General features: G+C 66.4%; 20 protein-coding genes. 9 read left to right on the forward strand and 11 right to left on the reverse strand.

Annotated features, from left to right (window positions below; genetic code table 11):
• Positions 1–268 precede the first annotated feature (268 nt).
• From ACFC2Y_RS15160 to ACFC2Y_RS15170, 3 genes are read left to right on the forward strand one after another with little or no spacing between them, the layout of a single operon-like run.
• The gene (locus ACFC2Y_RS15160; protein WP_375175413.1) at positions 269–904 is read left to right on the forward strand and encodes a glutathione S-transferase family protein; all 636 of its coding nucleotides are present in this window, start codon (positions 269–271) and stop codon (positions 902–904) included.
• A gap of 38 nt (positions 905–942) precedes the next feature.
• Positions 943–2,154: an acetyl-CoA C-acetyltransferase gene (locus ACFC2Y_RS15165; RefSeq protein ID WP_375175414.1), complete on the forward strand. Its 1,212-nt coding sequence runs from the start codon at positions 943–945 to the stop codon at positions 2,152–2,154.
• A gap of 14 nt (positions 2,155–2,168) precedes the next feature.
• A complete protein-coding gene (locus ACFC2Y_RS15170; RefSeq protein ID WP_375175415.1) occupies positions 2,169–4,352 on the forward strand; it encodes a 3-hydroxyacyl-CoA dehydrogenase NAD-binding domain-containing protein in 2,184 nt (727 codons plus the stop codon).
• A 669-nt stretch (positions 4,353–5,021) separates the two neighbouring features.
• On the opposite strand, the gene ACFC2Y_RS15175 is transcribed toward ACFC2Y_RS15170, so the two are convergent.
• Positions 5,022–6,041, reverse strand: coding sequence for a hypothetical protein (locus ACFC2Y_RS15175; protein ID WP_375175416.1), 1,020 nt, complete (start codon positions 6,039–6,041; stop codon positions 5,022–5,024).
• 177 nt (positions 6,042–6,218) lie between these two features.
• On the opposite strand from ACFC2Y_RS15175, the gene ACFC2Y_RS15180 reads away from it, so the two are divergent.
• The gene (locus ACFC2Y_RS15180; RefSeq protein ID WP_375175417.1) at positions 6,219–6,503 is read left to right on the forward strand and encodes an SH3 domain-containing protein; all 285 of its coding nucleotides are present in this window, start codon (positions 6,219–6,221) and stop codon (positions 6,501–6,503) included.
• A gap of 180 nt (positions 6,504–6,683) precedes the next feature.
• Here ACFC2Y_RS15180 and ACFC2Y_RS15185 read toward each other — a convergent pair whose 3' ends face one another.
• Together ACFC2Y_RS15185 and ACFC2Y_RS15190 are read right to left on the reverse strand one after the other, a co-directional pair.
• Positions 6,684–6,971 carry an NfeD family protein gene (locus ACFC2Y_RS15185; protein ID WP_375175418.1) on the reverse strand — a complete coding sequence of 96 codons (288 nt, stop codon included), beginning with the start codon at positions 6,969–6,971 and terminating at the stop codon, positions 6,684–6,686.
• A complete protein-coding gene (locus tag ACFC2Y_RS15190; protein WP_375175574.1) occupies positions 6,971–7,846 on the reverse strand; it encodes an SPFH domain-containing protein in 876 nt (291 codons plus the stop codon). Before ACFC2Y_RS15190 ends, ACFC2Y_RS15185 begins: the two co-directional genes overlap by 1 nt.
• A 270-nt stretch (positions 7,847–8,116) precedes the next feature.
• Here ACFC2Y_RS15190 and rpiB point away from each other — a divergent pair, with 270 nt between their 5' ends.
• On the forward strand, positions 8,117–8,566 hold the full coding sequence (rpiB, locus tag ACFC2Y_RS15195) for a ribose 5-phosphate isomerase B (RefSeq protein ID WP_375175419.1): 450 nt from the start codon (positions 8,117–8,119) through the stop codon (positions 8,564–8,566).
• A 114-nt stretch (positions 8,567–8,680) separates the two neighbouring features.
• On the opposite strand, the gene ACFC2Y_RS15200 is transcribed toward rpiB, so the two are convergent.
• Both ACFC2Y_RS15200 and ACFC2Y_RS15205 read right to left on the reverse strand, forming a co-directional pair.
• The gene (locus ACFC2Y_RS15200) at positions 8,681–9,334 is read right to left on the reverse strand and encodes a Hint domain-containing protein (RefSeq protein WP_375175420.1); all 654 of its coding nucleotides are present in this window, start codon (positions 9,332–9,334) and stop codon (positions 8,681–8,683) included.
• A gap of 157 nt (positions 9,335–9,491) precedes the next feature.
• Entirely contained in the window at positions 9,492–10,145 is a 654-nt protein-coding gene (locus tag ACFC2Y_RS15205; protein ID WP_375175575.1) for a Type II secretory pathway, pullulanase PulA, read from the reverse strand.
• Between the two features lie 453 nt (positions 10,146–10,598).
• Between ACFC2Y_RS15205 and ACFC2Y_RS15210 the strand changes: the two genes are divergently transcribed.
• The 4 genes from ACFC2Y_RS15210 (at position 10,599) to ACFC2Y_RS15225 (ending at position 15,728) form a co-directional block, all read left to right on the forward strand.
• Positions 10,599–11,339 carry a sulfite exporter TauE/SafE family protein gene (locus ACFC2Y_RS15210; RefSeq protein ID WP_375175421.1) on the forward strand — a complete coding sequence of 247 codons (741 nt, stop codon included), beginning with the start codon at positions 10,599–10,601 and terminating at the stop codon, positions 11,337–11,339.
• A 65-nt stretch (positions 11,340–11,404) separates the two neighbouring features.
• A complete protein-coding gene (locus tag ACFC2Y_RS15215; protein ID WP_375175422.1) occupies positions 11,405–13,033 on the forward strand; it encodes an AMP-binding protein in 1,629 nt (542 codons plus the stop codon).
• A 519-nt stretch (positions 13,034–13,552) separates the two neighbouring features.
• Positions 13,553–14,578, forward strand: coding sequence for a hypothetical protein (locus ACFC2Y_RS15220; RefSeq protein ID WP_375175423.1), 1,026 nt, complete (start codon positions 13,553–13,555; stop codon positions 14,576–14,578).
• Between the two features lie 64 nt (positions 14,579–14,642).
• Positions 14,643–15,728, forward strand: coding sequence for a bifunctional transcriptional activator/DNA repair enzyme AdaA (locus ACFC2Y_RS15225; protein WP_375175424.1), 1,086 nt, complete (start codon positions 14,643–14,645; stop codon positions 15,726–15,728).
• Between the two features lie 95 nt (positions 15,729–15,823).
• Here ACFC2Y_RS15225 and ACFC2Y_RS15230 read toward each other — a convergent pair whose 3' ends face one another.
• From ACFC2Y_RS15230 to ACFC2Y_RS15255, 6 genes are all read right to left on the reverse strand, one after another.
• A complete protein-coding gene (locus ACFC2Y_RS15230) occupies positions 15,824–17,194 on the reverse strand; it encodes an SPOR domain-containing protein (RefSeq protein WP_375175425.1) in 1,371 nt (456 codons plus the stop codon).
• A gap of 88 nt (positions 17,195–17,282) precedes the next feature.
• Entirely contained in the window at positions 17,283–17,915 is a 633-nt protein-coding gene (gene upp, locus ACFC2Y_RS15235) for a uracil phosphoribosyltransferase (RefSeq protein ID WP_375175426.1), read from the reverse strand.
• The gene (locus ACFC2Y_RS15240) at positions 17,912–18,904 is read right to left on the reverse strand and encodes an adenosine deaminase (protein WP_375175427.1); all 993 of its coding nucleotides are present in this window, start codon (positions 18,902–18,904) and stop codon (positions 17,912–17,914) included. The genes upp and ACFC2Y_RS15240 overlap by 4 nt, the downstream gene beginning before the upstream one ends.
• Positions 18,905–19,062: 158 nt before the next feature.
• Positions 19,063–20,253, reverse strand: a complete 1,191-nt coding sequence (locus ACFC2Y_RS15245) for a phosphopentomutase (protein WP_375175428.1) — start codon at positions 20,251–20,253, stop codon at positions 19,063–19,065.
• A complete protein-coding gene (locus ACFC2Y_RS15250) occupies positions 20,253–21,557 on the reverse strand; it encodes a thymidine phosphorylase (protein WP_375175429.1) in 1,305 nt (434 codons plus the stop codon). Before ACFC2Y_RS15250 ends, ACFC2Y_RS15245 begins: the two co-directional genes overlap by 1 nt.
• Positions 21,557–21,949, reverse strand: coding sequence for a cytidine deaminase (locus ACFC2Y_RS15255; RefSeq protein ID WP_375175430.1), 393 nt, complete (start codon positions 21,947–21,949; stop codon positions 21,557–21,559). The genes ACFC2Y_RS15250 and ACFC2Y_RS15255 overlap by 1 nt, the downstream gene beginning before the upstream one ends.
• Between the last annotated feature and the right edge of the window lie 116 nt (positions 21,950–22,065).

Genomic DNA, 22,065 nt, shown 5'->3' on the forward strand with positions numbered 1-22,065 from the left:
AGTTGCGGGCGAAGGCCTCCGGCGGGAGTATTTTCGGGAAAGATGAAGTTCGGGAACACGCTCAGGTCCACCCCGTCCCTCGGGGCAACCTGGTTACCTGCGCGGGACGGGGCTTCACCTTTCACGTCCATCGGCTCTCCAGCCTGTGACGCGCCATGAGGTTTGTCGAAACCAGTAAAGGAAGGATGAACCGCCCCTTCATCTTTCCGAAAATACTCCGGGGGCGTGGGGCTGGCCCCCACGGTGAAACGGTCCAGGGAGGACACCAATGATCAAACTCTACTGCTTCGGGGAAAGTGGCAACGCCTACAAGGCCGCCCTGCCCCTCTCGCTCTCCGGTCTCGACTGGGAACCCATCAAGGTCGATTTCTTCGGCGGCGAGGCCCGCAGCCCGGAATACACCGCCCTGAACAACATGGGCGAGGTTCCGGTGCTGGTCGATGGCGACACCACGATCACCCAGTCCGGAGTGATCCAGATGTATATCTCGGAAAAGACCGGGAAATTCGGCGGCACCACCAAGGAAGAGGCGCGCGAGGTGACACGCTGGATGTTCTGGGACAATCACAAGATGTCCTCGCAATGCGGCACGCAGCGCTTCCTGATGAACTTCCTGCCGGAGGAGAAACGCCCGCAGGAGGTCATCGGCTTCATGGCCGGTCGCCTCAAGGCGGCCTTCAAGACGCTGAACGCCGCGCTCGAAGGCCGCGACTGGCTGGTCGGCTCCGGCCCGACCCATGCGGATTTCTCCTGCTGTGGCTATCTCTTTTACCCGGAACCCTTCGGCTTCGACCGCGCCGACTGGCCGAACATTGACCGGTGGCTGTCGAACATCGAAGCGCTCGACGGCTGGAAACACCCCTATGACCTGATGCCCGGTCGGCCCTCCGACCGCGGTCTTTAAGGTCGCACACCGCCTATCCCATACCCAAGGAGGCAGATATGACAGACGCCTATATCTATGACGCGGTCCGCAGCCCGCGCGGCAAGGGCCGCGCCGACGGATCGCTGCACGAGGTGACCTCGGTCGCACTTGGCAAGCAGATGCTGAACGCGATCAAGGAGCGCTCGGGCCTCGACGGTCACGCGGTCGAGGATGTGATCTGGGGCAATGCGACCCAGGCGATGGAACAGGGCGGCTGCCTGGCGCGGACCACCGTGCTGGCCTCGGACCTCGACGAACGGATCCCCGGCCTCTCGATCAACCGCTTCTGCGCCTCCGGCATGGAAGCGGTCAACCTGGCCGCCAACCAAGTCAGGGGTGGCGCGGGCCAAGCCTATATCGCGGGCGGCGTCGAATGCATGTCCCGCGTGCCCATGGGCTCGGACGGGGCGGCGGTTGCCGTCGATCCGACCGTGGCGATGGACAGCTATTTCGTCCCGCAGGGCATCTCCGCCGATATCATCGCCACCGAATACGGGTTCTCCCGCGATGACGTCGACAGCTTTGCCGTGGAAAGCCAGGCGCGCGCGGCCGCCGCTTGGGCCGACAACCGGTTCGAGAAATCCATCGTGCCGGTGCGCGATGTGAACGGGCTGACCATCCTGGACCGCGACGAATACATGCGCCCCGGGACGGATATGCAGTCGCTCGGGTCCCTGAAGGCCTCCTTCAAGGACATGGGCGAGGTCATGCCGGGCTTTGACAATGTCGCCAAGCTGAAATACCCGCATCTGGAGCGGATCAACCATGTGCACCATGCCGGCAACTCCTCCGGCATCGTCGATGGGTCTGCCGCCGTTCTGGTCGGGAACAAGGAATTCGGTGAGAAATACGGGCTGAAGCCCCGCGCCGTGATCCGCGCCACCGCCAAGATCGGCACCGATCCGACGATCATGCTGACCGGCCCTGTCCCTGCCACGCAGCGCATCCTCGAACAGTCCGGCATGTCGATCTCCGACATCGACCTTTTCGAGGTGAACGAGGCGTTTTCTTCGGTCGTACTGCGCTTCATGCAGGCCTTCGACGTGGATCATGCCAAGCTCAACGTGAACGGCGGCGCGATTGCCATGGGCCATCCGCTCGGCGCCTCGGGCGCGATCATCATCGGCACACTGCTGGATGAGCTGGAGCGCACCGGCAAAGGCACCGGCCTTGCGACGCTCTGTGTCGCGTCGGGCATGGGTGCGGCCACAATCATCGAACGCGTGTAAGGGAGGTCTTTCAAATGGCTGAATTCACGATGGAAAAAGGCGCCGATGGCGTCGCGATCATCACCTGGGACCTGCCCGGCAAATCCATGAACGTCCTGACCACGACCGGCGCGGAAGAGCTGGACGCGGCGATCACCGACGCGCTGGCGGACGATGCGGTCAAGGGGATCGTCATCACCTCTGGCAAGGATGCCTTCGCGGGCGGCATGGACCTCAATGTCCTGGCCGGCATGAAAGAAGAGGGCGCACAGGGCGTCTTCGACGGCGTCATGCAACTGCACCACATGCTGCGCAAGATCGAACGCGCGGGGATGGAGCCGAAGACCAACAAGGGCGGCAAGCCGATTGCCGCGGCGCTTCCCGGCACCGCTATGGGCATCGGGCTGGAACTGCCCCTTGCCTGCCACCGGATCTTTGTCGCCGACAATCCCAAGGCCAAGCTCGGCCTGCCCGAGATCATGGTCGGCATTTTCCCCGGCTCTGGCGGCACCACCCGTCTGGTGCGCAAGCTGGGCGTCATGGGCGCCTCGCAGTATCTTCTGCAGGGCAAGTCGGTCGATCCGAAGAAGGCCAAAAGCGCAGGGATCATCGACGAGGTGGTCGAAGATCCGGTCGCGGCTGCCAAGGAATGGGTCCTCAGCGAGCCGAAGATCGTCAAGCCGTGGGACGAAAAGGGCTACAAGATGCCCGGCGGCGCGCCCTACCATCCGGCGGGTTTCCAGACCTTCGTCGGCGCCAACGCCATGGTGAACAGCCAGACCTGGGGCGCCTTCCCGGCGGCCAAGGCGCTGCTGTCGGCCGTCTACGAGGGCGCGATGGTGCCCTTCGACACCGCGCTGAAGATCGAGGCGCGCTGGTTCACTTCCGTCATCCTCAACCCGTCCTCGGGCGCGATGATCCGGTCGCTCTTCCTCAACAAGGAAGCGCTTGAAAAAGGCGCGAACCGTCCCGAGGCCCCGGATCAGACCGTGAAAAAAGTCGGCGTCATGGGCGCAGGCATGATGGGCGCGGGGATTGCGCTCGTCTCGGCCCAGGCCGGGATTGAGGTGGTGCTGATCGACCAGAAGCAGGAGGCCGCCGACAAGGGCAAGGCCTATGTCGAGAGCTACTTCGAGAAGGGCATCAAGCGCGGTAAATCCACGCCGGAGAAGGCCGAGGCGATCCTCGCGAAGATCAACGCGACCACCGATTACGACCAGCTCAAGGATGCCGACCTGATCATCGAGGCCGTGTTTGAGGACATGGGCGTGAAGGCCGAAGTGACGAAAAACGTCGAGGCCGTGGTGCCCGAGGACTGCATCTTCGCCACCAACACCTCCACCCTGCCGATCACCGATCTTGCCAAGGCCTCCAAACGGCCGGAGCAGTTCATCGGCATCCACTTCTTCTCGCCGGTCGAGAAGATGGCGCTGGTGGAGATCATCAAGGGCCGCGAAACCGGGAACCGCGCGGTGGCCAAGGCGCTCGACTACGTGCGCCAGATCCGCAAGACGCCGATTGTCGTCAATGACGCGCGCTTCTTCTACGCCAACCGCTGCATCATCCCCTACCTCAACGAAGGCGCCCGCATGGTCGCCGAAGGGGTGGAACCGGTGCTGGTCGACAATGCCGCGCGCCTTCTGGGGATGCCCGTCGGCCCGCTGCAGCTGATCGACGAGACCTCCATCGACCTCGGGGTGAAGATCGCCAAGGCGACGAAAGAGGCGCTTGGCGACAAGTACCCCGCCGACAACAAGCCCGTCGATGACCTGATGTTCGCGCTTTATGATCAGGGTCGTCTGGGCCGCAAATCCAATGCGGGCTTCTACAGCTACGACGAGAAGGGCAAGCGGGAAGGCATCTGGGAGGGGCTCGACGCCCTCACGCCCACGCTGGACGAGCAGCCTGACGTCACCGAAGTGCAGCATCGCCTGATGTTCGCCCAGGTGCTGGAAGCCGTCCGTGCGCTGGAAGAAGGCGTGCTGGAGGACATCCGCGAAGGCGACGTCGGCGCGATCCTAGGCTGGGGCTTCGCCCCCTGGTCCGGCGGTCCGTTCAGCTGGCTCGACATCCTCGGCGCGGAATACGCGGCCGAGCGTTGCGACCAGTTGGCCCAGAAGTTCGGGCCCCGCTTCTCCTGCCCCGATCTGCTGCGGGAGATGGCCGCGAAGGGTCAGAGCTTCTACGGTCGCTTCGGCGAAGGCAAACAGGCCGCCTGACAAGCACCGACGAGTCCCGGCCACCGCGCCGGGACGCCGAGGCGGCGAGGGTCTCAAGGGGCCCGGTCGTCAATCGCAAACCGACGGGAGGCCCCGGCGCAAGGCCGGGGCAGCCTACCCGTCGCACCAAGTCCCGGCCCCGGCGCCGGGACCCCGACGTTGCGAGGTTCTCAACGGACCCGGTCGGGGATCGCAAACCAACGCGAGGCCCCGGCGCATGGCTGGGGCAGCCTTTCCGACACACCAAGTCCCGGCCCTCGCGCCGGGACCCCGGCGCGGCGAGGTTCTCAATCGACCCGTTCGGTGATCGCAAACCGACGCGAGGCCCCGGCGCAAGGCCGGGGCAGCCTACCCGTCGCATCAAGTCCCGGCCCCCGCGCCGGGACCCCGCACCGCATCCCGGCCCCACGCCAGGACCGACACATCAGCCGCCCCGTTCCCCCCGGGGCGGCACCTCTTTCCGGGAACCGCACAGCCAGCACGAACAAGGCCGCGCATGGGTCGAAGCGAGCTTGCCCAGTTGCCGCCGCGAAAGCGCGACATCGCCATGCCAGATCGCGGCGATCCGGGCGACCTTTGCCCGGACACGCACCGCATCCTGTCTCCGTCTTGCCCGCATGACTGCCTCCGTCTGCGCCGCCGGATGATCCGGCATCCGCGCAAGAGGCCTCAGTACATCGCCCGCGCGCCGTTGAGGAAGAGGAATGTGCAGATCCCGGTCAGCAGGATCGCGGAAATCCACCGCCCGGCCCCCGACATCGGCGGCTCCGTCATCCCCAGCACCGCGCGGCAGATCAGAACCCCCGGCACGTTCAGCAGCGCGAAGCCGAGTGCGCCGCCGAATATCCCGCCAAGCGATGCCCCGGCCTCTACCCCGCTGCGACCGCCGACCGCATCCAGGAAACGCCCCCCGAACTGCAGGAAGTAAAAGACGCAGGCCGTCGCAAACAGGGCCAGAAACACCGCGATGCCCGAGGACAGCAAGGTCGGCACGAACCGCCGCCCCGCCATGACCCGCATGATGAGGGCAAAGACCAGCGCGGCCTGCACGGCGATAACGATCCCCGCAATGCCGGTCCAGAGCATCCACTGGATCAGCACGATGTCCGGCAGCGGGACCCCGATGATGTACCCGATGACAAACACCAGAAGGATCACAGCCGAGGGCGCGACGACATTCCGCTGCACGTCGAGGAAGCTTTCGCCGCGGCTGCGTCCGGTCATCCGCGCATAGAACGCCGCCCCGATCCCGCCGCCGACCCCGGCCGCCAGCGCAAGGCTGAAGAGCACGCTGAAGACACCGCTCGCCCCCAGAAGCAGGAAGGCCGAGCCCAGAAAGACCAGAACCACCCAGAAGGACGCGGCCAGCATCGGAACGAACAGCGCCCGCATCGGCACCGCCTCCCCTTTCGCGCGTAACCGCCGCGCCTCAAGCGCCGCACCTGCCAGTGCGACGAACCCCGCCACCGGGGTCACCGCAAGGGCAAAGACGATGAGCGGCGCAAAGAGCAGGCCCGCAGCTGCCAGCCCGCCGCCAGCCGAACCACCACCAGCCTGATCCGGTTTCGGTCCGCTCAGGTCAAAGCGCTGCATCCGGCCCTGGCGGAACTGTTCTCGGGCAAAGGCGCCCTCACCCGAAAAGGATTTGCCCCGCAGCCCGTCCTGAAAGTTACTGTCGTGATTGTACATGTGGATCCAGCTCCATGCCCCGCGTCCGCGAGATGGCCGTAACACCACGGAATCCCTGTCAGACTGCGCATGCTAGGCGCCGCTCGGACAGGCTGGCAAGAGGCCGGACCGACACCGCGCCTTCCCTCGTGTCGCTATCCGTCCTAAACTGGCAATAAACAAACAGAAGCAGTGCCCATGACCCGTCCTATTGCCCTCCTCGCCGCGGGGCTGATCGCCCTGGCCACCCCCGCCCTCGCCGCCGATCGTCATGAGGTCTACGGGGTCGCGGAGGATGACATGCTCAAGATGCGGGCCGGGCCCGGCACCGGCTATGACGTGATCGTCGGCCTGCCGAACGGGGCCGAGGTCCTGGTGCGCGACTGTGAACGCACGGGCAGCACGGTCTGGTGCCGTGTTTCGCTCCGCCAGGCGCGCGGGCTCAAGGGCTATGTCTCCAAGGCCTACATCCGGGAAAAATAGCGCCGATCAGCGCGGCGCGACGGCAGCCCGGCACACCGTGACCGGGAAATTCCGGGATCGTGCTTAAATTAACGGCCGCAAACCAGCGAAAGGCGCCCGCCCCCTCACAAACCCCGGCCCTGCGCCGGGGTCTCTCTCCGATGCCAATAAACCACAGCCCCGGGCCAGCTATCCGCCGCCTCAATCGTCGTTCACATCCCGCTCGAAGATAGTGACCTGCCCGCGACGAACGCCGACCACACGCCGCAACACGACCCAGGCCAGCGCCGACACTAATCCAAAGACCACCAGGAGCACCGCCAAGGACCCCGAGATGGCCGTTGCCGCCGGCCCTCCGACCAGCAAGAGCACCCCGATCGCGAGCGCCCCGATGGAAAACCCGAGGAAGATGAAACCTGGCGCCAGCACCTCGATGATCCCCAGGACGAGGGCCGCCGCAATCCAGACCCACCACACCGACCAGACCATCACCGCCGCCCCTTGAGCAGATCGAAGGCATTGCCGAAGGCTTCCAGCGCCGAGGACGGAACGACAATCGTCTGCTTGCCACTGCCCTCGCCCAGGGCCACAAGCGATTCCACCTGCTTCAGCGCGACCTGATACTGCGCCGCCTCCAGCCCGTTGTCGGCAATGGCGCTGGCCACGACGCCGGTCGCATAGGCTTCGGCATCGGCCTGCACCCGCCGCGCCTCCGCAGTCTTCTGCGCGGCGTAGAGATCGGCATCCGCTTTCAACTCGATGGCCCGCTTCTTGCCTTCCGCCTCGGTCACCAGCGCCCGCCGCGCCCGTTCCGCATTCAACTGCTGCAACATGGCATCCCGGGTCGCCTGATCCAGGTTGACGTCAAGGATTTCGGCCCGCGTTACCTCAATCCCCCAGTCATCGACCGCATCCTCCACGCTGGTCTTGATCGTGCCGATCAGGGCCGCCCGGTTCGATTGCACCTCGTCCAGTTCCATCTTGCCAATCTCGGCCCGGACGATGCCGGCCACCGTCGTGGCAATAGCCCCGTCGACATCCCGGATCCGATAGACCGTCTTCTCAGGCTGCAGAATGCGGTAGAAGACAGAGGTTTCGACCTGCAACAGCACGTTGTCCGCAGTAATCGCATCCTGGCTGGCCGTGGGCAGCTGCCGCTCCAGGATGGACACCCGATGCGCGATGCGGTCGAGAAACGGGATGATGAAGTTGATCCCCGGCCCGAGTACCGCGCGCAGCCGCCCGAACCTCTCCACGACATGTTTTTCCGACTGCGGGACGATTTTGACGCCCAGCCAGATCGTCAGCAGGATGAGGATGGCCAGCAACCAGATCCAGAGGCTCGCCACATCGCCAAGGGCCATCAATACCTGTTCGAAATCGTTCACGGGTCCTACTCCTCTGAGACTGGATGCAGTATGGCCGCAAACCCGGCGGCGCGAAACAGATTTGCGTCGGCATATCACTGACCGGAGCGTGTTTCCGGCAAGGACAGGGCGCGTCCTCCAACACCGCGGGCACGCCCGGGCCTGACACCCCGGCCTGACATGGGGCCGCACCGGCGGATTGGGGTCTGGACTACACGCGGCGCTGGCCTAAAAGGACAGGCGCAGCACCAGCCAGAGGCCCGCCCCATGTCCACCGAAAAGACCCTCGTCCTGTCCAGCGATCACGCAGACATCAACCTGCGCCGCACCATCGCCGCCCATGCGGAGGCGCAGGGATGGGTGGTGACGGATATCGGACCCCAGACCAGTGAAAGCACCCATTATCCCCTGCATGGGGAGGCGGCCGCGAAAATGGTCGCCTCCGGCGCGGCGCGGCTTGGCATCGTGATCTGCGGCACCGGTCAGGGCATCATGATGGCCGCCAACAAGGTCAAGGGCATCCGCTGCGGGGTCTGCCACGACACGTTTTCCGCCCGGATGATCCGCCAGCACAACGACGCCAACATGCTCTCCATGGGCGCGCGGGTCATTGGCGAGGGTCTGGCGCTGGATATAGTCGACGCCTTTCTCAGCGCCGAATTCGAAGGGGGCCGACATGGCACCAGGGTGGATATGATCAAGGCGATGGAAGACTGACCCACTAACGGAGCCAAAAAAACGGCCACGGCGTGCACCGTGGCCTCAGGTCCCCTGACCGGAGCGGCAGGGTATGGTGGGCCGCCCGACCGGCGGCCCGGGGACAAGTGTCGATCAGGCCGCCATGGCCAGACCGCCGTCCAGCTCGTCGCGGATCGCGGAGACGAGCGCGGCATCGGTCCAGGATTTGATCGTACGGTATTCACGACCGCCTTCGGGGCGGGTCAGCATACCTTCGAGGTCGGTCCGCGCGGGGCAGATGCACATCGCGCCGGAGGCCGCGAAGACAACCTCGTCATTGTCGAATTCAAGCGTCACAACATAGGCCGGCGCATCGGGGGTCACGCGGTGGATGCCGCAGACACCTTCCAGATCCTTGGCCTGGATCAGGACGAAGGGATCGCCCAAGACGCTCTCAGCCGTATCGCTTTCGATCAGCACGGCCTGGTGCGGCAGCAGAACCATGTCCTGTGCATTGCCGATGGCCCCGGCAGGCACGAAGAGCGGCTGCATGGCGCGGGGGCAGTCGCCTTCGGCAAACCACAGCGGCTCGCGACGGACGGCACGGACCTGCTGAAGACCATTGTCGAACGTCACCACGCGGGCACCGGGTTCGATCGTCTCGATCCGCTGGAAGCCCATGGCCGTGGCGATCTTGGTCCCCTCGACCAGACCGGAGCATGCGCCAATCGCTGCGCCATCATAGGCACCGGAGATTTCGGTCATTCGGCGGGCCAGCTCTGCGCCTTTGGTGAATGCGTTGGTCATGTTCTACTCCCGTCCTCGGCGTTTTGCCGTTTCACCAATTCATTAAGAGGGCACAGAGGGGCCGGAACGGGTTGGAAATGGGGCAACTTCGGGACTTTGGCCGTATTTGAGCCACGGTCGCGACGCCTGCGGGGAATTGTCCGATCAGCAGCGACAGTCAGAGGGGATCGAAGGCATAACCGAAGCGGGTCACGTCCTCCGCACAGTCCTCCCCCAGGATCGCCGAATCGCTTTCGCTGTAAAACTGCCGGTAATCCGCGCCCATGCCGGTCACGTTTTCCCGTGGCAGCTCAAAGCGGAAGCCCAGGTGGTCGAACAGCGGCGCGGCATCCTCGGCAAAATGCTCCACCCGCAGGAACAGCGCGGGGCGCTCCTGACCCCGGGCATCGGTGACATAATGCCGGGCCGGGCTGGCGCGAAAGCTTTCGCGGATCAGCGGCTGGCTGAGAAAGGGGCTGAACGCCATCGCCTTGGCGATCCGCACCGCCGGGTGGTCGAACTCCTGCCGCCGGAGCCAGTGATAATAGCTGACCGCCCGCGCCCAGGGATTGCGCACCAGCGCGAATATCAGCAGATCGTCCAGCTCCTCCGGGCTTACCAGCCCGTCGAGATCCGCCAGTGTGGAATGCTTCCAGAGCCGCCCGCGCGTCTCGATCCCCTTGACCCGCCCCCGCCGGTTCCGCGCCTTGGGCGTGTCGCCCAGCATGATGTCATCCTTCATCGCCCGATCCTCCAGCGCCAGCGCCAGAGAGGTGCCCCCGGTCTTGGGGATATGGATGAAGAGATAACGACGGCCGCGCGACAGGATCATGCCGCGAGTTAGGCGGAAGCGGTTGGCGGAGGCAAGTGTTTCGCCAAGCGCGTAACGTCTTCCCAAGCCGCGCGAGGTCCCGGCACATGGCCGGGACAGTCCCCGCCAGGCCCCGCCCCCCGCGCCGGGGCCTCTCACAACGAGCGCAACACGCCAACCGCCCTCCACACGACATCTCCCCTCGCCACGCGAGGTCCCGGCGCAAGGCCAAGACAGCCCCCGCCATGCCCCGGCCCCCGCGCCGGGGCCTTTCACAACGAGCGCAACACGCCAACCGCCCTCCACACTACATCTCCCCTCGCCACGCAAGGTCCCGGCACAAGGCCGGGACAGCCCCCGCCAGGCCCCGGCCCCCGCGCCGGGGCCTCTCGCCACGAACGCACCCAACCACCGCCCCCCATTGCCCCCGCCCAAACCCTGCCCTACCAAGTCGCGACCGATCCAAGGACCCAAATGGACCCCACGCCCCTCCTCTTCCTCGCCGCCCTGATGGTTGGCACCGCCAAGGGCGGGCTGGCCACGATGGGATCGCTGGCGGTGCCGCTGGTCGCGCTGACGATGAACCCGGTCGTGGCCGCCGCCACGCTGCTGCCCGTCTATATCGTCACCGACTGGGTCAGCGTCTGGCTCTACCGCCGGGAGTATTCGAGGGAGAACCTGCGCCTTTTGCTCCCGGCCATGCTGCTTGGCGTGGGGATCGCGACGCTGATCGTCACCGTCGCCCCCGAGGCGCTGCTGCTGATCTTCACCGGGTTGATCGGCCTGTGGTACTGCCTGCGATCCTGGCTGCGCAGCAGCCCGGCGCAAAAGACCGAGCCCAGACCCCTCCCGGCGCTCGCCTGGGGCACTCTGGCCGGGATCGCCAGTTACCTCACCCATTCCGCCGGACCGCCGACCCAAGCCTATCTGCTGCCGCAACAGATGCCCAAGCTGATCTATGCGGGCACCGTGGCGATGATCTTTGCGGTGGTGAACCTGTCGAAACTGCCGGGCTATGCGCTGGCCGGGCAGTTCGACGGGCTCAACTGGACGCTGATCCCCTGGCTGATCGGCTTCGGGGTGCTGGGCACCGGGCTGGGGCGCTGGCTGACCGGCGTGCTGCCTCAGGCGATCTATGTCCGCGTGATCGAGATCCTGCTCCTTGCCCTGTCGGTGATCCTGCTGATCCGGGGCACGACCGCCCTGCTGCTCTGAGGGGAATTCCCTCGCCCTCATATCTGCGCTATTCCGATTGGCGGAATGACGAGGGAGGGACCGCCATGGGCTGGATGGCCGACGAAACCGGACTGGAGAAATGCGCGGCCAACTATGTGCCGCTGACGCCCCTGTCGAACCTGCGCCGCGCCGTGAAGATCTGGCCAGGGCGCGAGGCACTGGTCTACGGCAGTTTCCGCAAGACCTATGCGCAGTATTACGAACGCGTCACCCGCCTGGCCTCCGCCCTGGCGGGCATGGGCATCAAGCCGGGCGATGTCGTGGCCACGATCCTGCCCAACCTGCCGCCCCATGCAGAGGCGCATTTCGGTATCCCCGCCTGCGGCGCCATCATCAACGCGATCAACACGCGGGTGGAGCCCGATACCATCGCCTATATCCTCGATCACGGCGGGGCCAGGGTCGTGCTCTGTGACAGCCAGTTCATCCACGTCCTGGCCGAGGCGATCGAACGGATGGAAGGCCCCGCCCCCGTGATCATCGAATGTCCCGACGATCAGGCGGGCGTGCATGCCCAGACCGACCATGTCACCTATGAGGAACTGCTGACCAAGGGCGACCCCAGCTTTGACTGGATCATGCCCGAGGATGAGTGGGAAAGCATCGCGCTCAACTACACCTCCGGCACCACCGGGCGGCCCAAGGGCGTCGTCTATCACCACCGTGGCGCGCATCAGAACGGCATGGGCCAGATCCTCAGCTGGCAGATGACGCATTACCCGCGCTACCTGACCATCGTCCCGCTGTTTCACTGCAACGGCTGGTGCCACACCTGGATGATCCCGCTGCTTGGCGGCACGGTCGTCTGCTGCCGCGACATTACCGCCCCCGCTCTCTTTGCCGCCTTCGCGGACGAAGGCGTCACCCATTTCGGCGGCGCGCCGATTGTGCTGAACATGCTGGTCAACGCGCCCGAGGATCAAAGGCGCGAATTTCCCCAGACGGTGGAGGTCTTCACCGCCGGCGCCCCGCCCGCCCCCGCCACACTGGCCAAGATCGAGCCCATGGGCTTCAACGTCACGCAGGTCTACGGGCTGACAGAAACCTACGGCCCCGCCACCGAATGTACCTGGGACGACGATCTGTGGGGCGAGTTAAAAGGTGACGACCGCGCCGCGATCAAGGCGCGGCAGGGCGTGGCCATGCCCGCCTATGAACACATCACCACCATGACCTCGACCATGGAGCAGATCCCGATGGACGGCACCGCGACGGGTGAGATCATGATGCGCGGAAACGGCGTGATGAAGGGCTACTACAAGAACCCCAAGGCCACGCAGGAGTCTTTCGCGGGCGGCTATTTCCACACCGGCGACATCGCCGTGCAGCATCCCGACGGCTACATGCAGATCGCCGACCGGGCCAAGGACATCATCATCTCGGGCGGGGAAAACATCTCCTCCGTCGAGGTAGAGGGCGTGCTGATGGCGCATCCCGATGTGCTGCTCTGCGCCGTGGTTGCGAAACCGGACGAGAAATGGGGCGAGGTTCCCTGCGCCTTTGTCGAGCTGAAGGACGGCCGTACTGGCGACGAGGCGGCGTTGATCGCCTTCGCCCGCGAACGGCTGGCCGGGTTCAAGACCCCCAAGAAAATCGTCTTCCAGGAGTTGCCCAAGACCTCGACCGGCAAGATCCAGAAGTTCGAACTGCGTACGATTGCCAAGGGGTTGTGAGACGAGGCGGGCGTTCCCCAGCTGTTCTGACTAATGTGGAAGGTTCCTACGCAAGCTCTTGTACACTAGGAAGTCTTGCCGGTTCAGTCTTCGAAGACATTCTCGCAGCACCGATCAAACGCACCGCCCGGCGGCAACGCCGGGCAGCGCCGACCCGCCCCGTCGCACCGGAGGTGCGCCAGAGAAGGCTGGCACGCCTCTGGCGTGACGGGCGGCGCTTTCGCGCCACCCTCGGGTCGGTCGCTGCCCTCTGTAAGGACCTGATCCCGTCGAGAACCATACGAAACAGAACGGCTGGCGCGCATTCCCTGCCTCGCTTTGCCCTGTGGCTGACACCATGCCAGGGGGGCCGCTGCGGGCCACGCCGACCCGAGGGGCGGCGCAGGACATCGCCTACTGTGGAAAACGACCCAAGCCCAGATCCCCCGCCCGCCCTGACCGGGTCCAAACGGTCACGCGGAATTGCTCCCCCATCACCAGCGTGTTAACCTGACTTATGAGGCGGAGCAGGCCCGGACGATGACAGTGGAGACGCAGTATCAGCAGCTCGTGGCGACGGGATTGTGGCGCGAGGCGCCCGAGGTCCAGCGCCGCGAAGTCACCGTGACCATCGGCGAAGAAACCCTGATCCTGTCCGACGACCAGGCCCGCGCCCTCACCCACTGGTCCCTCCCCGCCCTGCAACGCGCCAACCCCGGCGCCTTCCCCGCCATCTACCACCCCGACGGCGACCCCGGCGAAACCCTGGAACTCGACGCCTCCGAGGCGGAGATGATCCGCGCCCTCGACCGTCTGCGCAGCGCCATCGAACGCCGCCGCCCGCATCCCGGGCGGTTGCGCCTCGTCCTGCTCAGCCTGATGCTGATCGCCGTGCTGGCGGGCGGGATATTCTGGCTGCCCGACGCGCTGCGCCGCCACGCCGTGTCGGTCGTGCCCCAGGGGAAACGGATCGAGATCGGCCTCGCCCTGAGGGAGGAGATCACCCGCGTTTCCGGCCGCCCCTGCGACTGGGCCGAAGGTCAGGAAGCGCTGAACCGCCTGGGCCTGCGCATCGCGCCCAAGGACCGGGCCCTGCGCCTGCAGGTCGTGCCCGGGGCGGTGCCGGATGCGCTGTTCCTGCCGGGTCGTGTCATCCTGCTGAACAAGACGTTGTTCGAAGACTACGACGAACCCGATGTCGCCGCCGGTTTCATCCTGGCCGAACTGCTGCGCGCCGCCTCTTCCGATCCGCTGGAGGAACTGCTGGCCTATTCCGGTGCGCGATCCTCCTTTCAGCTGCTGACCATCGGCGATCTGCCCCGTGGCGCCCTGCGGGATTATGCCGAACACCTGCTGACCGACGCCCGGCCGCGGCCGGATATCGAGGCCCTGCTGAACCGTTTCGCCACGGCGCAGGTCCGCTCCACCCCCTATGCCTATGCGTTGGATGTCACAGGCGAAAGCACCCTGCCGTTGATCGAGGCAGACCCCTATGGCGACGAGGCCCCGCCGCCCCTGCTGCCCGATGCTGACTGGCTGCGCCTGCAGGAAATCTGCGGCGGCTGACACCCGCGACATTGGCGCCCGATTTCCGGCGGCACCACGCGGGGGAATCGCCTAACCTGCCCGCATGATGTTCGACCTGCCCGATTCCCAGACCTGCTACGCCACCTTCTTCGAGGATGCCGCCGCCGCGCGCGGGCATCTCTGGGTCGGCGTCACCTCCACCGGCATCTTCTGCCGCCCCGGCTGCCCTGCGCGCCGTCCGAAACCGGAAAACTGCCGATGGTTCGGCACGATCCACGATTGCCTCGACGCCGGGTTCCGCCCCTGCAAACGCTGCCGCCCGACCGAACCGCAGGGCGCCGACCCGCTGGTCGCCCGCCTGTCCCGCGCAGTCGAAGACGCACCGGACCGCCGCTGGACCGAAGGGGATGTCAGCGCTCTGGGCATCGACCCCTCCACCGCGCGCCGCGCCTTTCGCCGCGCCCTGGGGATGACCTTCCTCGATTATGCCCGGATGCGACGCCTTCAGGCAGGGTTCAGAGAGTTGGAGCGCGGCGCCCGCGTGATAGATGCGCAGCTTGAGGCCGGGTTCGACAGCGGCTCCGGCTTCCGCTCGGCCTTCGCCCGGCTGCTCGGCCTGCCGCCCGACGCCCTGACCCGCACCAGCGCCGATGCCCTGCTGCGCGCCGACTGGATCGACACAGACCTCGGCCCGATGATCGCCGTCGCCGACGACCACAGCCTGCATCTGCTGGAATTCGCCGACCGCCCGGCCCTGCCCCGCGAACTGGCGCGCCTGCACAAGGCCGTCAAAGGGCGGCTTGGCCTCGGCCGCACCGCCCCGATCGACCAGGCCGAGGCGGAGCTCAACGCCTACCTGTCCGGCCAGAGCGCCCGGTTCGCCACCCCGCTAACCTATCACGGCACGCCCTTCACCCGAACGGTCTGGGACGCCCTGCGCGAGATACCGGCCGGACAGACCCTCAGCTACGCCGCCCTGGCCAAGCGCATCGGCCGTCCCCAGGCCACCCGCGCCGTCGCCCGCGCGAACGGGGCCAACCAGATCGCCGTGCTGATCCCCTGCCACAGGGTCATCGGATCGGACGGATCGCTCACCGGCTACGGCGGCGGCCTCTGGCGCAAGGAGCGCCTGATCGACCTGGAACGCGCCTATGGCGCCGGACACTTGGAACAGAGCGAAGCGGTTTAGCTCTGCCCGGCGCACTGCCGGACAGAGCCTCTGACCTGCCTATCAAAAGAACATCCGAGCGCACCGGCCGTCTCAGCCCGGGCAACACAACCCCATCACCGACGCGGGAAGGCCCCCGGGAACCCGGCGCGATGCGCGGCCGCCAGAGCATTGCCAAGCGCGCGGTCACTGCTGAACGGCCCCGCCATCACGACCTCGCCGCTTGCGCTGCGCCGGATCAGCACCGGCAGGCCGGTTGCGGCCAGACGCTGCGCCGTGGCCTGCGCATTGGCGGGCGTGCGGAAACTGCCGACCTGGATGAACTGCCCCGACAGCGCCACGCGCTTGACCTCGGGCGCTGCACTGCGGGTCGAGACGCTGGCGGCCGCAGCACTGGGCGGCACGATCTCCACCGGCACCAGGCGGCGCGGCACGGTCTTGGTCCAGACCATTTCCATCTGCCGCTTGCCGGCGAGGGTCTGTTCCGCACGGCGCGGATTCAGACGGTCATCCTCCCAGATCGGGCGATAGCCCTTGGGGATGGTGACATCCTGGCTCATCACCCGTTCCTTGTAGACCGGCTCCGGCAGGACGCGGGCCTGCGGGCTGATCTGATGCGTCGCCGTCGTCCGCGCCCGGATCACCCGGGTGACCGTCACCGGCGCGGCAGAGGCGGCGCGTTTTTCATAGCTGGGGACCGCGGCCACGGTGGCCGAAGGGGCGGCATAGCCCGGGGCCACGACGCGCGGTGCGCCCCCGATCACCTGCCCCGCCCGGGGCGCGTAATCCGCCTGCGGGCCACAGCGCACGGCATAGCCGCCATTGCCCTGGGCGACATAGCGCTGGCCGACCGGCGAGAGGGTGCTGCACAGGCTGGTGACCCGCGTTGTCGCACGCGGCGCCTCAGTGACCGGAACCACCACGCGGGGCCGGGCCTCGACCACCGGCGCGGCAGGCACCCGGATGACCGGCGCGCTGGCCTGGGGCGCGACGCGCCGGACCGGTCCCGTGACAGAGGAAGAGGTGATCACCTGCGGTGCAGGCGCAGGCGCGGGCGTCACGACGCGGGCCTGAGCGGGGGCCGGCCGCGTGGTCGGCGGCTTGCGTGCCGGGGCCACGGTCGCGGTGCGCGCCGGGGCGGCCTCCGGCGTGGCAGAGGTTTCCGGCACGGCGGCAATGATCTCGGTCGCCTGGGATCGCGACATCGGCGGTGCCGTCCGGGTCGCCCCGGCCACCTGCGTCGGCTGGAAACCGCAGACGGGGCTACGATTGCGCGCCAGACGCGGCACCCAAGTCACCTGCCCGTCAAAGCCCGCACGGATATAGACGCAACCCCGGCTGTCGACATACTGCTTGCCGGAGTAACTCGCCGGGGGATATTCCGCCGGACCATCCTTCGGACTGATGAGCTGCTGCGCCGCGGCAGGCCCGGCACATATGAGCGACAGCAAGAGCGCCGACGACAGATTTCGCGAAAACGGATTCATCCTAGCCCCCCGGGTACATGCAGCGATCCTGCATGAATCGCATCAGCGAGTAAAGGGAGCTGCGCTGATATCCGGGGCGAAACAGGGCCTATTTGGTGCCGAACATCCGGTCGCCCGCATCACCTAGTCCTGGCACGATATAGCCTTGCTCGTTCAGGCGCTCATCCAGCGCCGCCGTGACGACGGGCACATCGGGATGCGCCTCCTTCATGCGCGCCACGCCTTCGGGGGCCGCCAGAAGGCACAGGAAGCGGATGTTCTTCGCCCCGGCGTTCTTCAGCAGGTCAATCGCCGCGACCGAGGAATTGCCCGTTGCCAGCATCGGATCGACGGCGATGACCATGCGATCCTCCAGATTCTCCGGCACCTTGAAATAATATTGCACCGGCTGCAGCGTCTTCTCGTCCCGGTAGAGCCCGACAAATCCGACCCGCGCTGCAGGGATCAACTCCAGAATACCGTCCAGCAGACCGTTGCCCGCCCGCAGGATGGAGATCAGAGCCAGCTTGCGCCCCTCCAGGATCGGCGCCTGCATCTCTTCCAGCGGCGTCTTTGTGTCCTGCATGGTCAGCGGCAGATCGCGGGTGATCTCATAGGCCAGCAGCAGCGAAATCTCCCGCAGCAGTTGCCGGAAGGACTTGGTCGAGGTCGTCTCGTCCCGCATCAGGGTCAGCTTGTGCTGCACGAGGGGATGATCGACGATGGTCAGATGCTGGCTCATTCCGGGTGGTCCTTCAGTCTGTCGGCAAGGCGTGCCTTGGTATCGGCGTCACAGAAGGCCGCGTCCAGTGCATTGCGCGAGATTTCCAGAAAATCTGCCGTCCCCCAGCCAAAGGCGCGGGCCAGTTCCTCGTACTCCCGCGTCATCGTGGTGTGGAAAAACGGCGGATCATCGGTCGACACCGTGACCTTCACCCCCCGCTCGCGCAGGGCCTGGATCGGATGGCGGTCCCACTTGGGATAGAGGCCAAGTACCACATTAGACCCCGGGCAGACCTCCAGCACCACACCATCCTCGGCCAGCCTCTCGACCAGCGCCAGATCCTCGATCGCGCGCACCCCATGGCCGATCCGCTCCACCCCGATGTCATCCAGCGCCTGCCGGACCGAGGCCGGGCCGCCCCATTCGCCCGCATGGGCGGTCAGCCGCAGCCCCGCCTCCCGCGCCAGATCGAAGGACCAGGCGAAATCGCCCAGGGCGCCCTTGCCCTCATCCCCGCCGATGCCGAAACCGGTGATCCAGTCCCCCGCCGTCTCCGCCGCGCACAACGCCGAGGCCTTGGCCTTCTCCGGCCCGAAATGGCGGATGCAGGTGACGATCCCGCGCATCACGATGCCGTCCTTCGCCTCGGCCTCCGCTGCCGCCTCCTGCATGGCGTGCAGATAATCGCGCCAAGCCTCGACATCCGAGCCGCCGCAGAAATCTGGCGAGATGAACATCTCCGTGTAAATCACGCCATGGGCGGCACTTTCCTCCAGATTGGCCCGCACCAGCCGGGCGTAATCCTCCGGGCTTTTCAGGACGGAGGTCGCCGCCTCATAGACCGACAGGAAATGCACGAAATCGCGGAAATCATAGCTGCCGTCTTCCTTGAAGATCTTCGACAGGTCGACGGATTTCTCCTGCGCCAGCCCGCGGATGAAGGCAGGTGGAGCCGCGCCTTCGATGTGCAGATGAAGCTCCAGCTTCGGGAGTTCTCTCAATGTCATACCTTGTCCTTTCTATCGGGCCGCCCCTGCGGCGCGTCCCGAGCCTCCGGCGGGGATATTTGAGGCAAAAAGAACCTGCAGGTCATTCTTTTTGCGAACAATATCCCGGGTTGGCGACAAAGCCTGCTTCGTCGCAGGGGCAGCGCCCCCTCGTTCCCTCAGTCCCAATCCACTCCCAGATGCCGCGCGGCCAGATGCGCCACCCCGGTGAAGGGGATCACCCCCAATTCGCCTGCGCCCCGCCCCGCAACCAGCACCGGCACTCGTTCACGGGTGTGATCCGTGCCGGTCCAACTGGGATCATTGCCGTGATCGGCGGTCAGGATCATCATGTCCCCCGCGCCCAGTGTCGGCAGGATCGCCCCGATCCCCGCATCGAACCATTCCAGCGCCCTTGCATAGCCTGAAATATCGCGCCGGTGGCCATAGAGACTGTCGAACTCGACAAAATTGGCGAAGGTCAGGCTGCCGTCCTCGGCCTCCGCCACGGCGCGCGCGAGGTGGCCCATCAGCTCTGCATCAGAGCCTTTGACCACATCGTCGATCCCGGACATGGAGAAGATGTCCCCGATCTTGCCGATCGCATGGACCGGGTTCCCCGCCGCCTGAACCCGGTCGCAGAGCGTGGGGGCCGGCGGCGCAATGGCGAAGTCCTTGCGGTTGCCAGTGCGTTGGAAATCCTCAGGCGACGTGCCGACAAAGGGGCGGGCGATGACGCGGCCGACCTTCATCCTATGCAAACTGGGGGCAAGCGCTTTGCAAAGGTCCAGAAGACGCTGTAACCCAAAGGTTTCTTCATGCGCCGCGATCTGGAAGACGCTGTCGGCCGAGGTATAGCAGATTGGCTTCCCGCTGCGCATATGCTCTTCGCCCAGTTCGGCGACGATCGCGGTGCCCGAGGCATGGCAATTGCCCAGGATGCCGTCGACGCCGGCGATGCGGCAGACCTCTGCCACCAGATCTTCGGGGAAGGCCGGGGTTTCGTCGGGGAAGTAATGCCAGTCCCAGGGGACCGGCACGCCGGCCAGTTCCCAATGGCCCGAGGGGGTATCTTTGCCCGGGCTCACCTCCTCCGCCGCGCCCCAGGTGCCGGTCGGCTCGGCCTCCAGCCCCGGAACCTCGGCTCCCGACGCCAGGCGCACCGCCGCCCCCAGGCCAAGCGCATCGAGATGCGGCAGGTGAAGCGGGCCGCTGCGCCCCTCCTCCGCCCGGCCCTCGGCACAGGCCTGGGCGATGTGGGCGACGGTATTGGACCCGGTATCCGGCACATCCCCGTTGAAGAAGCGATCCGCATCCGGTGCCCCGCCAATGCCGACGGAATCCATCACGACCAGAAACACCCGCGCCATCAGCCGATCCCCTCATGGATCAGCGACGGCACCTCCGGCGCCTCGTCCGACAGGGTGACCGCCCCTATCACCGCCCGCACCGCCATGGTCGCGCTATCCATCCGCGTGGCATGGACCCGCCCCAAGGGCTGACCTTTGACCACCTTGGTGCCAAGCGGCAGCATGTCCGACAGGCCCACGGCGAAGTCGACCTCGTCCGTTTCGACCTTGCGCCCGCCGCCCAGGTCGACCACCGCCAGGCCAAGCGCCTGACCATCCATCGCCGCGACATAGCCATCCGCAGGCGCCGGGATCTCGCGGATCACCGTGGCCTCGGGCAGGAACCGCGAGGGGTTGTCGATGAAATGCACCGGCCCGCCCATGGCCGCCACCATGCGGCCAAATATCTCTGCCGCCTGACCGGAGGCTATGGCATCCAGGATCTTGCTCGTGCCATCGCTGACATCCTTCGCCAGCCCGGCCCCCTCCAGAACCACGCCGCCCAGCATCGCCGTCAGCTCCAGCAGTGGCCCCTTGGCCCGGCCCGACAGCACATCGCAGGAGGCCGCAACCTCCAGCGCATTTCCCAGGGCGGGCGCCAAGGGCTGGCTCATGTCCGAAATCACCGCCGCCGTCCGGCAACCCGCCTCATTCGCGGTCGTCACCAGCGCCTCGGCCAGGGATTTCGCCTCGTCCATGGTCTTCATGAAGGCGCCGGAGCCGATCTTGACGTCCAGCACCAGCCCCTCCAGCCCCGCTGCCAGCTTCTTCGACAGGATCGAGGCGGTGATCAGATCGAGGCTTTCCACCGTCGAGGTCACATCCCGCACCGCATAAAGCCGCTTGTCCGCCGGCGCGATCCCCGCCGAGGCGGAGACGATGGCGCAGCCGGTCTTGCTCACGATATCGCGGAACCGTGCCTCCTCCAGCGAGGTGACGAGACCCGGAATCGCCTCGAGCTTGTCGAGTGTCCCGCCGGTATGCCCCAGCCCCCGGCCGGAGATCATCGGCACATAGGCCCCGCAGGCGGCCAGCGCAGGGGCCAGCACGAGGCTGACGCAATCGCCCACCCCGCCGGTCGAATGTTTGTCAAGCACCGGCCCGGGCAGATCCCAGGCCAGCACATCGCCGGAATCGCGCATCGCCAGGGTCAGCGCGACGCGCCCCTCGTCGCTCATCCCGTTGAGCAGCGCGGCCATGGCAAAGGCCCCGGCCTGGGCATCCGTCACGCTGTGATCGGCCAGGCCCCGGGCGAACCATTGCAGATCCTCGCGGCTTGGCGTGGCGCCGTCCCTGAGGGTGGCGATGATACCACGGGCGTCCATCAGACCTTCTCCATATGGCCCGCGTCGAAGCGGCCCGGCAGGATCTCCGCCAGGGTGAGCGCCAGCTGCTTGCCGTCGATCGTGCCCATGGTCACGACGACTTCCGGCCCGCCGAACTCCACCAGCTTCTGTCGGCAGCCGCCACAGCAGGGCACCGGTTCGGGGCTGTCGGCGATCACCGCGACCTCGGCGATCTCTGTCTCCCCCGCCGCGCACATGGCCGCGATGGCCCCGGCCTCGGCGCAGGTGCCTTCGGGATAGGCGACGTTTTCGACATTCACCCCGACAAAGATGTTGCCCGCCGTGGTGCGGATCGCCGCCCCGACCTTGAACTTGGAATAGGGCGCATAGGCATTGCCCCAGACATCACGCGCCGCTTGCATCAGGTCCATCACTACCTCCACTTTGGGAGTCGCAGTCTTTGCCGCATGCGGCGGCATTGCAAGGGGGGACGCGGGGTCGCCCCGGGCGCGGCCCGCATCACCAGGCGGCGGAGGGCCAGAAAAGG

It is taken from the genome of Pseudooceanicola sp., assembly GCF_041987405.1.
Classification (GTDB): domain Bacteria; phylum Pseudomonadota; class Alphaproteobacteria; order Rhodobacterales; family Rhodobacteraceae; genus Pseudooceanicola.

What these genes read in the sequence shown, in the direction of transcription:
- ACFC2Y_RS15180 (WP_375175417.1), top strand. Translation starts at nt 6,219, where the DNA reads ATGACCCGTCCTATTGCCCTCCTCGCCGCGGGGCTGATCGCCCTGGCC.
- ACFC2Y_RS15165 (WP_375175414.1), top strand. Translation starts at nt 943, where the DNA reads ATGACAGACGCCTATATCTATGACGCGGTCCGCAGCCCGCGCGGCAAG.
- ACFC2Y_RS15175 (WP_375175416.1), bottom strand. Translation starts at nt 6,041, where the DNA reads ATGTACAATCACGACAGTAACTTTCAGGACGGGCTGCGGGGCAAATCC.
- ACFC2Y_RS15245 (WP_375175428.1), bottom strand. Translation starts at nt 20,253, where the DNA reads ATGGCGCGGGTGTTTCTGGTCGTGATGGATTCCGTCGGCATTGGCGGG.
- ACFC2Y_RS15200 (WP_375175420.1), bottom strand. Translation starts at nt 9,334, where the DNA reads ATGACCAACGCATTCACCAAAGGCGCAGAGCTGGCCCGCCGAATGACC.
- ACFC2Y_RS15190 (WP_375175574.1), bottom strand. Translation starts at nt 7,846, where the DNA reads ATGGCCCTTGGCGATGTGGCGAGCCTCTGGATCTGGTTGCTGGCCATC.
- ACFC2Y_RS15240 (WP_375175427.1), bottom strand. Translation starts at nt 18,904, where the DNA reads ATGACATTGAGAGAACTCCCGAAGCTGGAGCTTCATCTGCACATCGAA.
- ACFC2Y_RS15215 (WP_375175422.1), top strand. Translation starts at nt 11,405, where the DNA reads ATGGGCTGGATGGCCGACGAAACCGGACTGGAGAAATGCGCGGCCAAC.
- ACFC2Y_RS15185 (WP_375175418.1), bottom strand. Translation starts at nt 6,971, where the DNA reads ATGGTCTGGTCGGTGTGGTGGGTCTGGATTGCGGCGGCCCTCGTCCTG.
- ACFC2Y_RS15255 (WP_375175430.1), bottom strand. Translation starts at nt 21,949, where the DNA reads ATGGACCTGATGCAAGCGGCGCGTGATGTCTGGGGCAATGCCTATGCG.
- ACFC2Y_RS15210 (WP_375175421.1), top strand. Translation starts at nt 10,599, where the DNA reads ATGGACCCCACGCCCCTCCTCTTCCTCGCCGCCCTGATGGTTGGCACC.
- ACFC2Y_RS15160 (WP_375175413.1), top strand. Translation starts at nt 269, where the DNA reads ATGATCAAACTCTACTGCTTCGGGGAAAGTGGCAACGCCTACAAGGCC.
- ACFC2Y_RS15250 (WP_375175429.1), bottom strand. Translation starts at nt 21,557, where the DNA reads ATGGACGCCCGTGGTATCATCGCCACCCTCAGGGACGGCGCCACGCCA.
- rpiB (WP_375175419.1), top strand. Translation starts at nt 8,117, where the DNA reads ATGTCCACCGAAAAGACCCTCGTCCTGTCCAGCGATCACGCAGACATC.
- ACFC2Y_RS15205 (WP_375175575.1), bottom strand. Translation starts at nt 10,145, where the DNA reads ATGATCCTGTCGCGCGGCCGTCGTTATCTCTTCATCCATATCCCCAAG.
- ACFC2Y_RS15220 (WP_375175423.1), top strand. Translation starts at nt 13,553, where the DNA reads ATGACAGTGGAGACGCAGTATCAGCAGCTCGTGGCGACGGGATTGTGG.
- upp (WP_375175426.1), bottom strand. Translation starts at nt 17,915, where the DNA reads ATGAGCCAGCATCTGACCATCGTCGATCATCCCCTCGTGCAGCACAAG.
- ACFC2Y_RS15225 (WP_375175424.1), top strand. Translation starts at nt 14,643, where the DNA reads ATGATGTTCGACCTGCCCGATTCCCAGACCTGCTACGCCACCTTCTTC.
- ACFC2Y_RS15230 (WP_375175425.1), bottom strand. Translation starts at nt 17,194, where the DNA reads ATGAATCCGTTTTCGCGAAATCTGTCGTCGGCGCTCTTGCTGTCGCTC.
- ACFC2Y_RS15170 (WP_375175415.1), top strand. Translation starts at nt 2,169, where the DNA reads ATGGCTGAATTCACGATGGAAAAAGGCGCCGATGGCGTCGCGATCATC.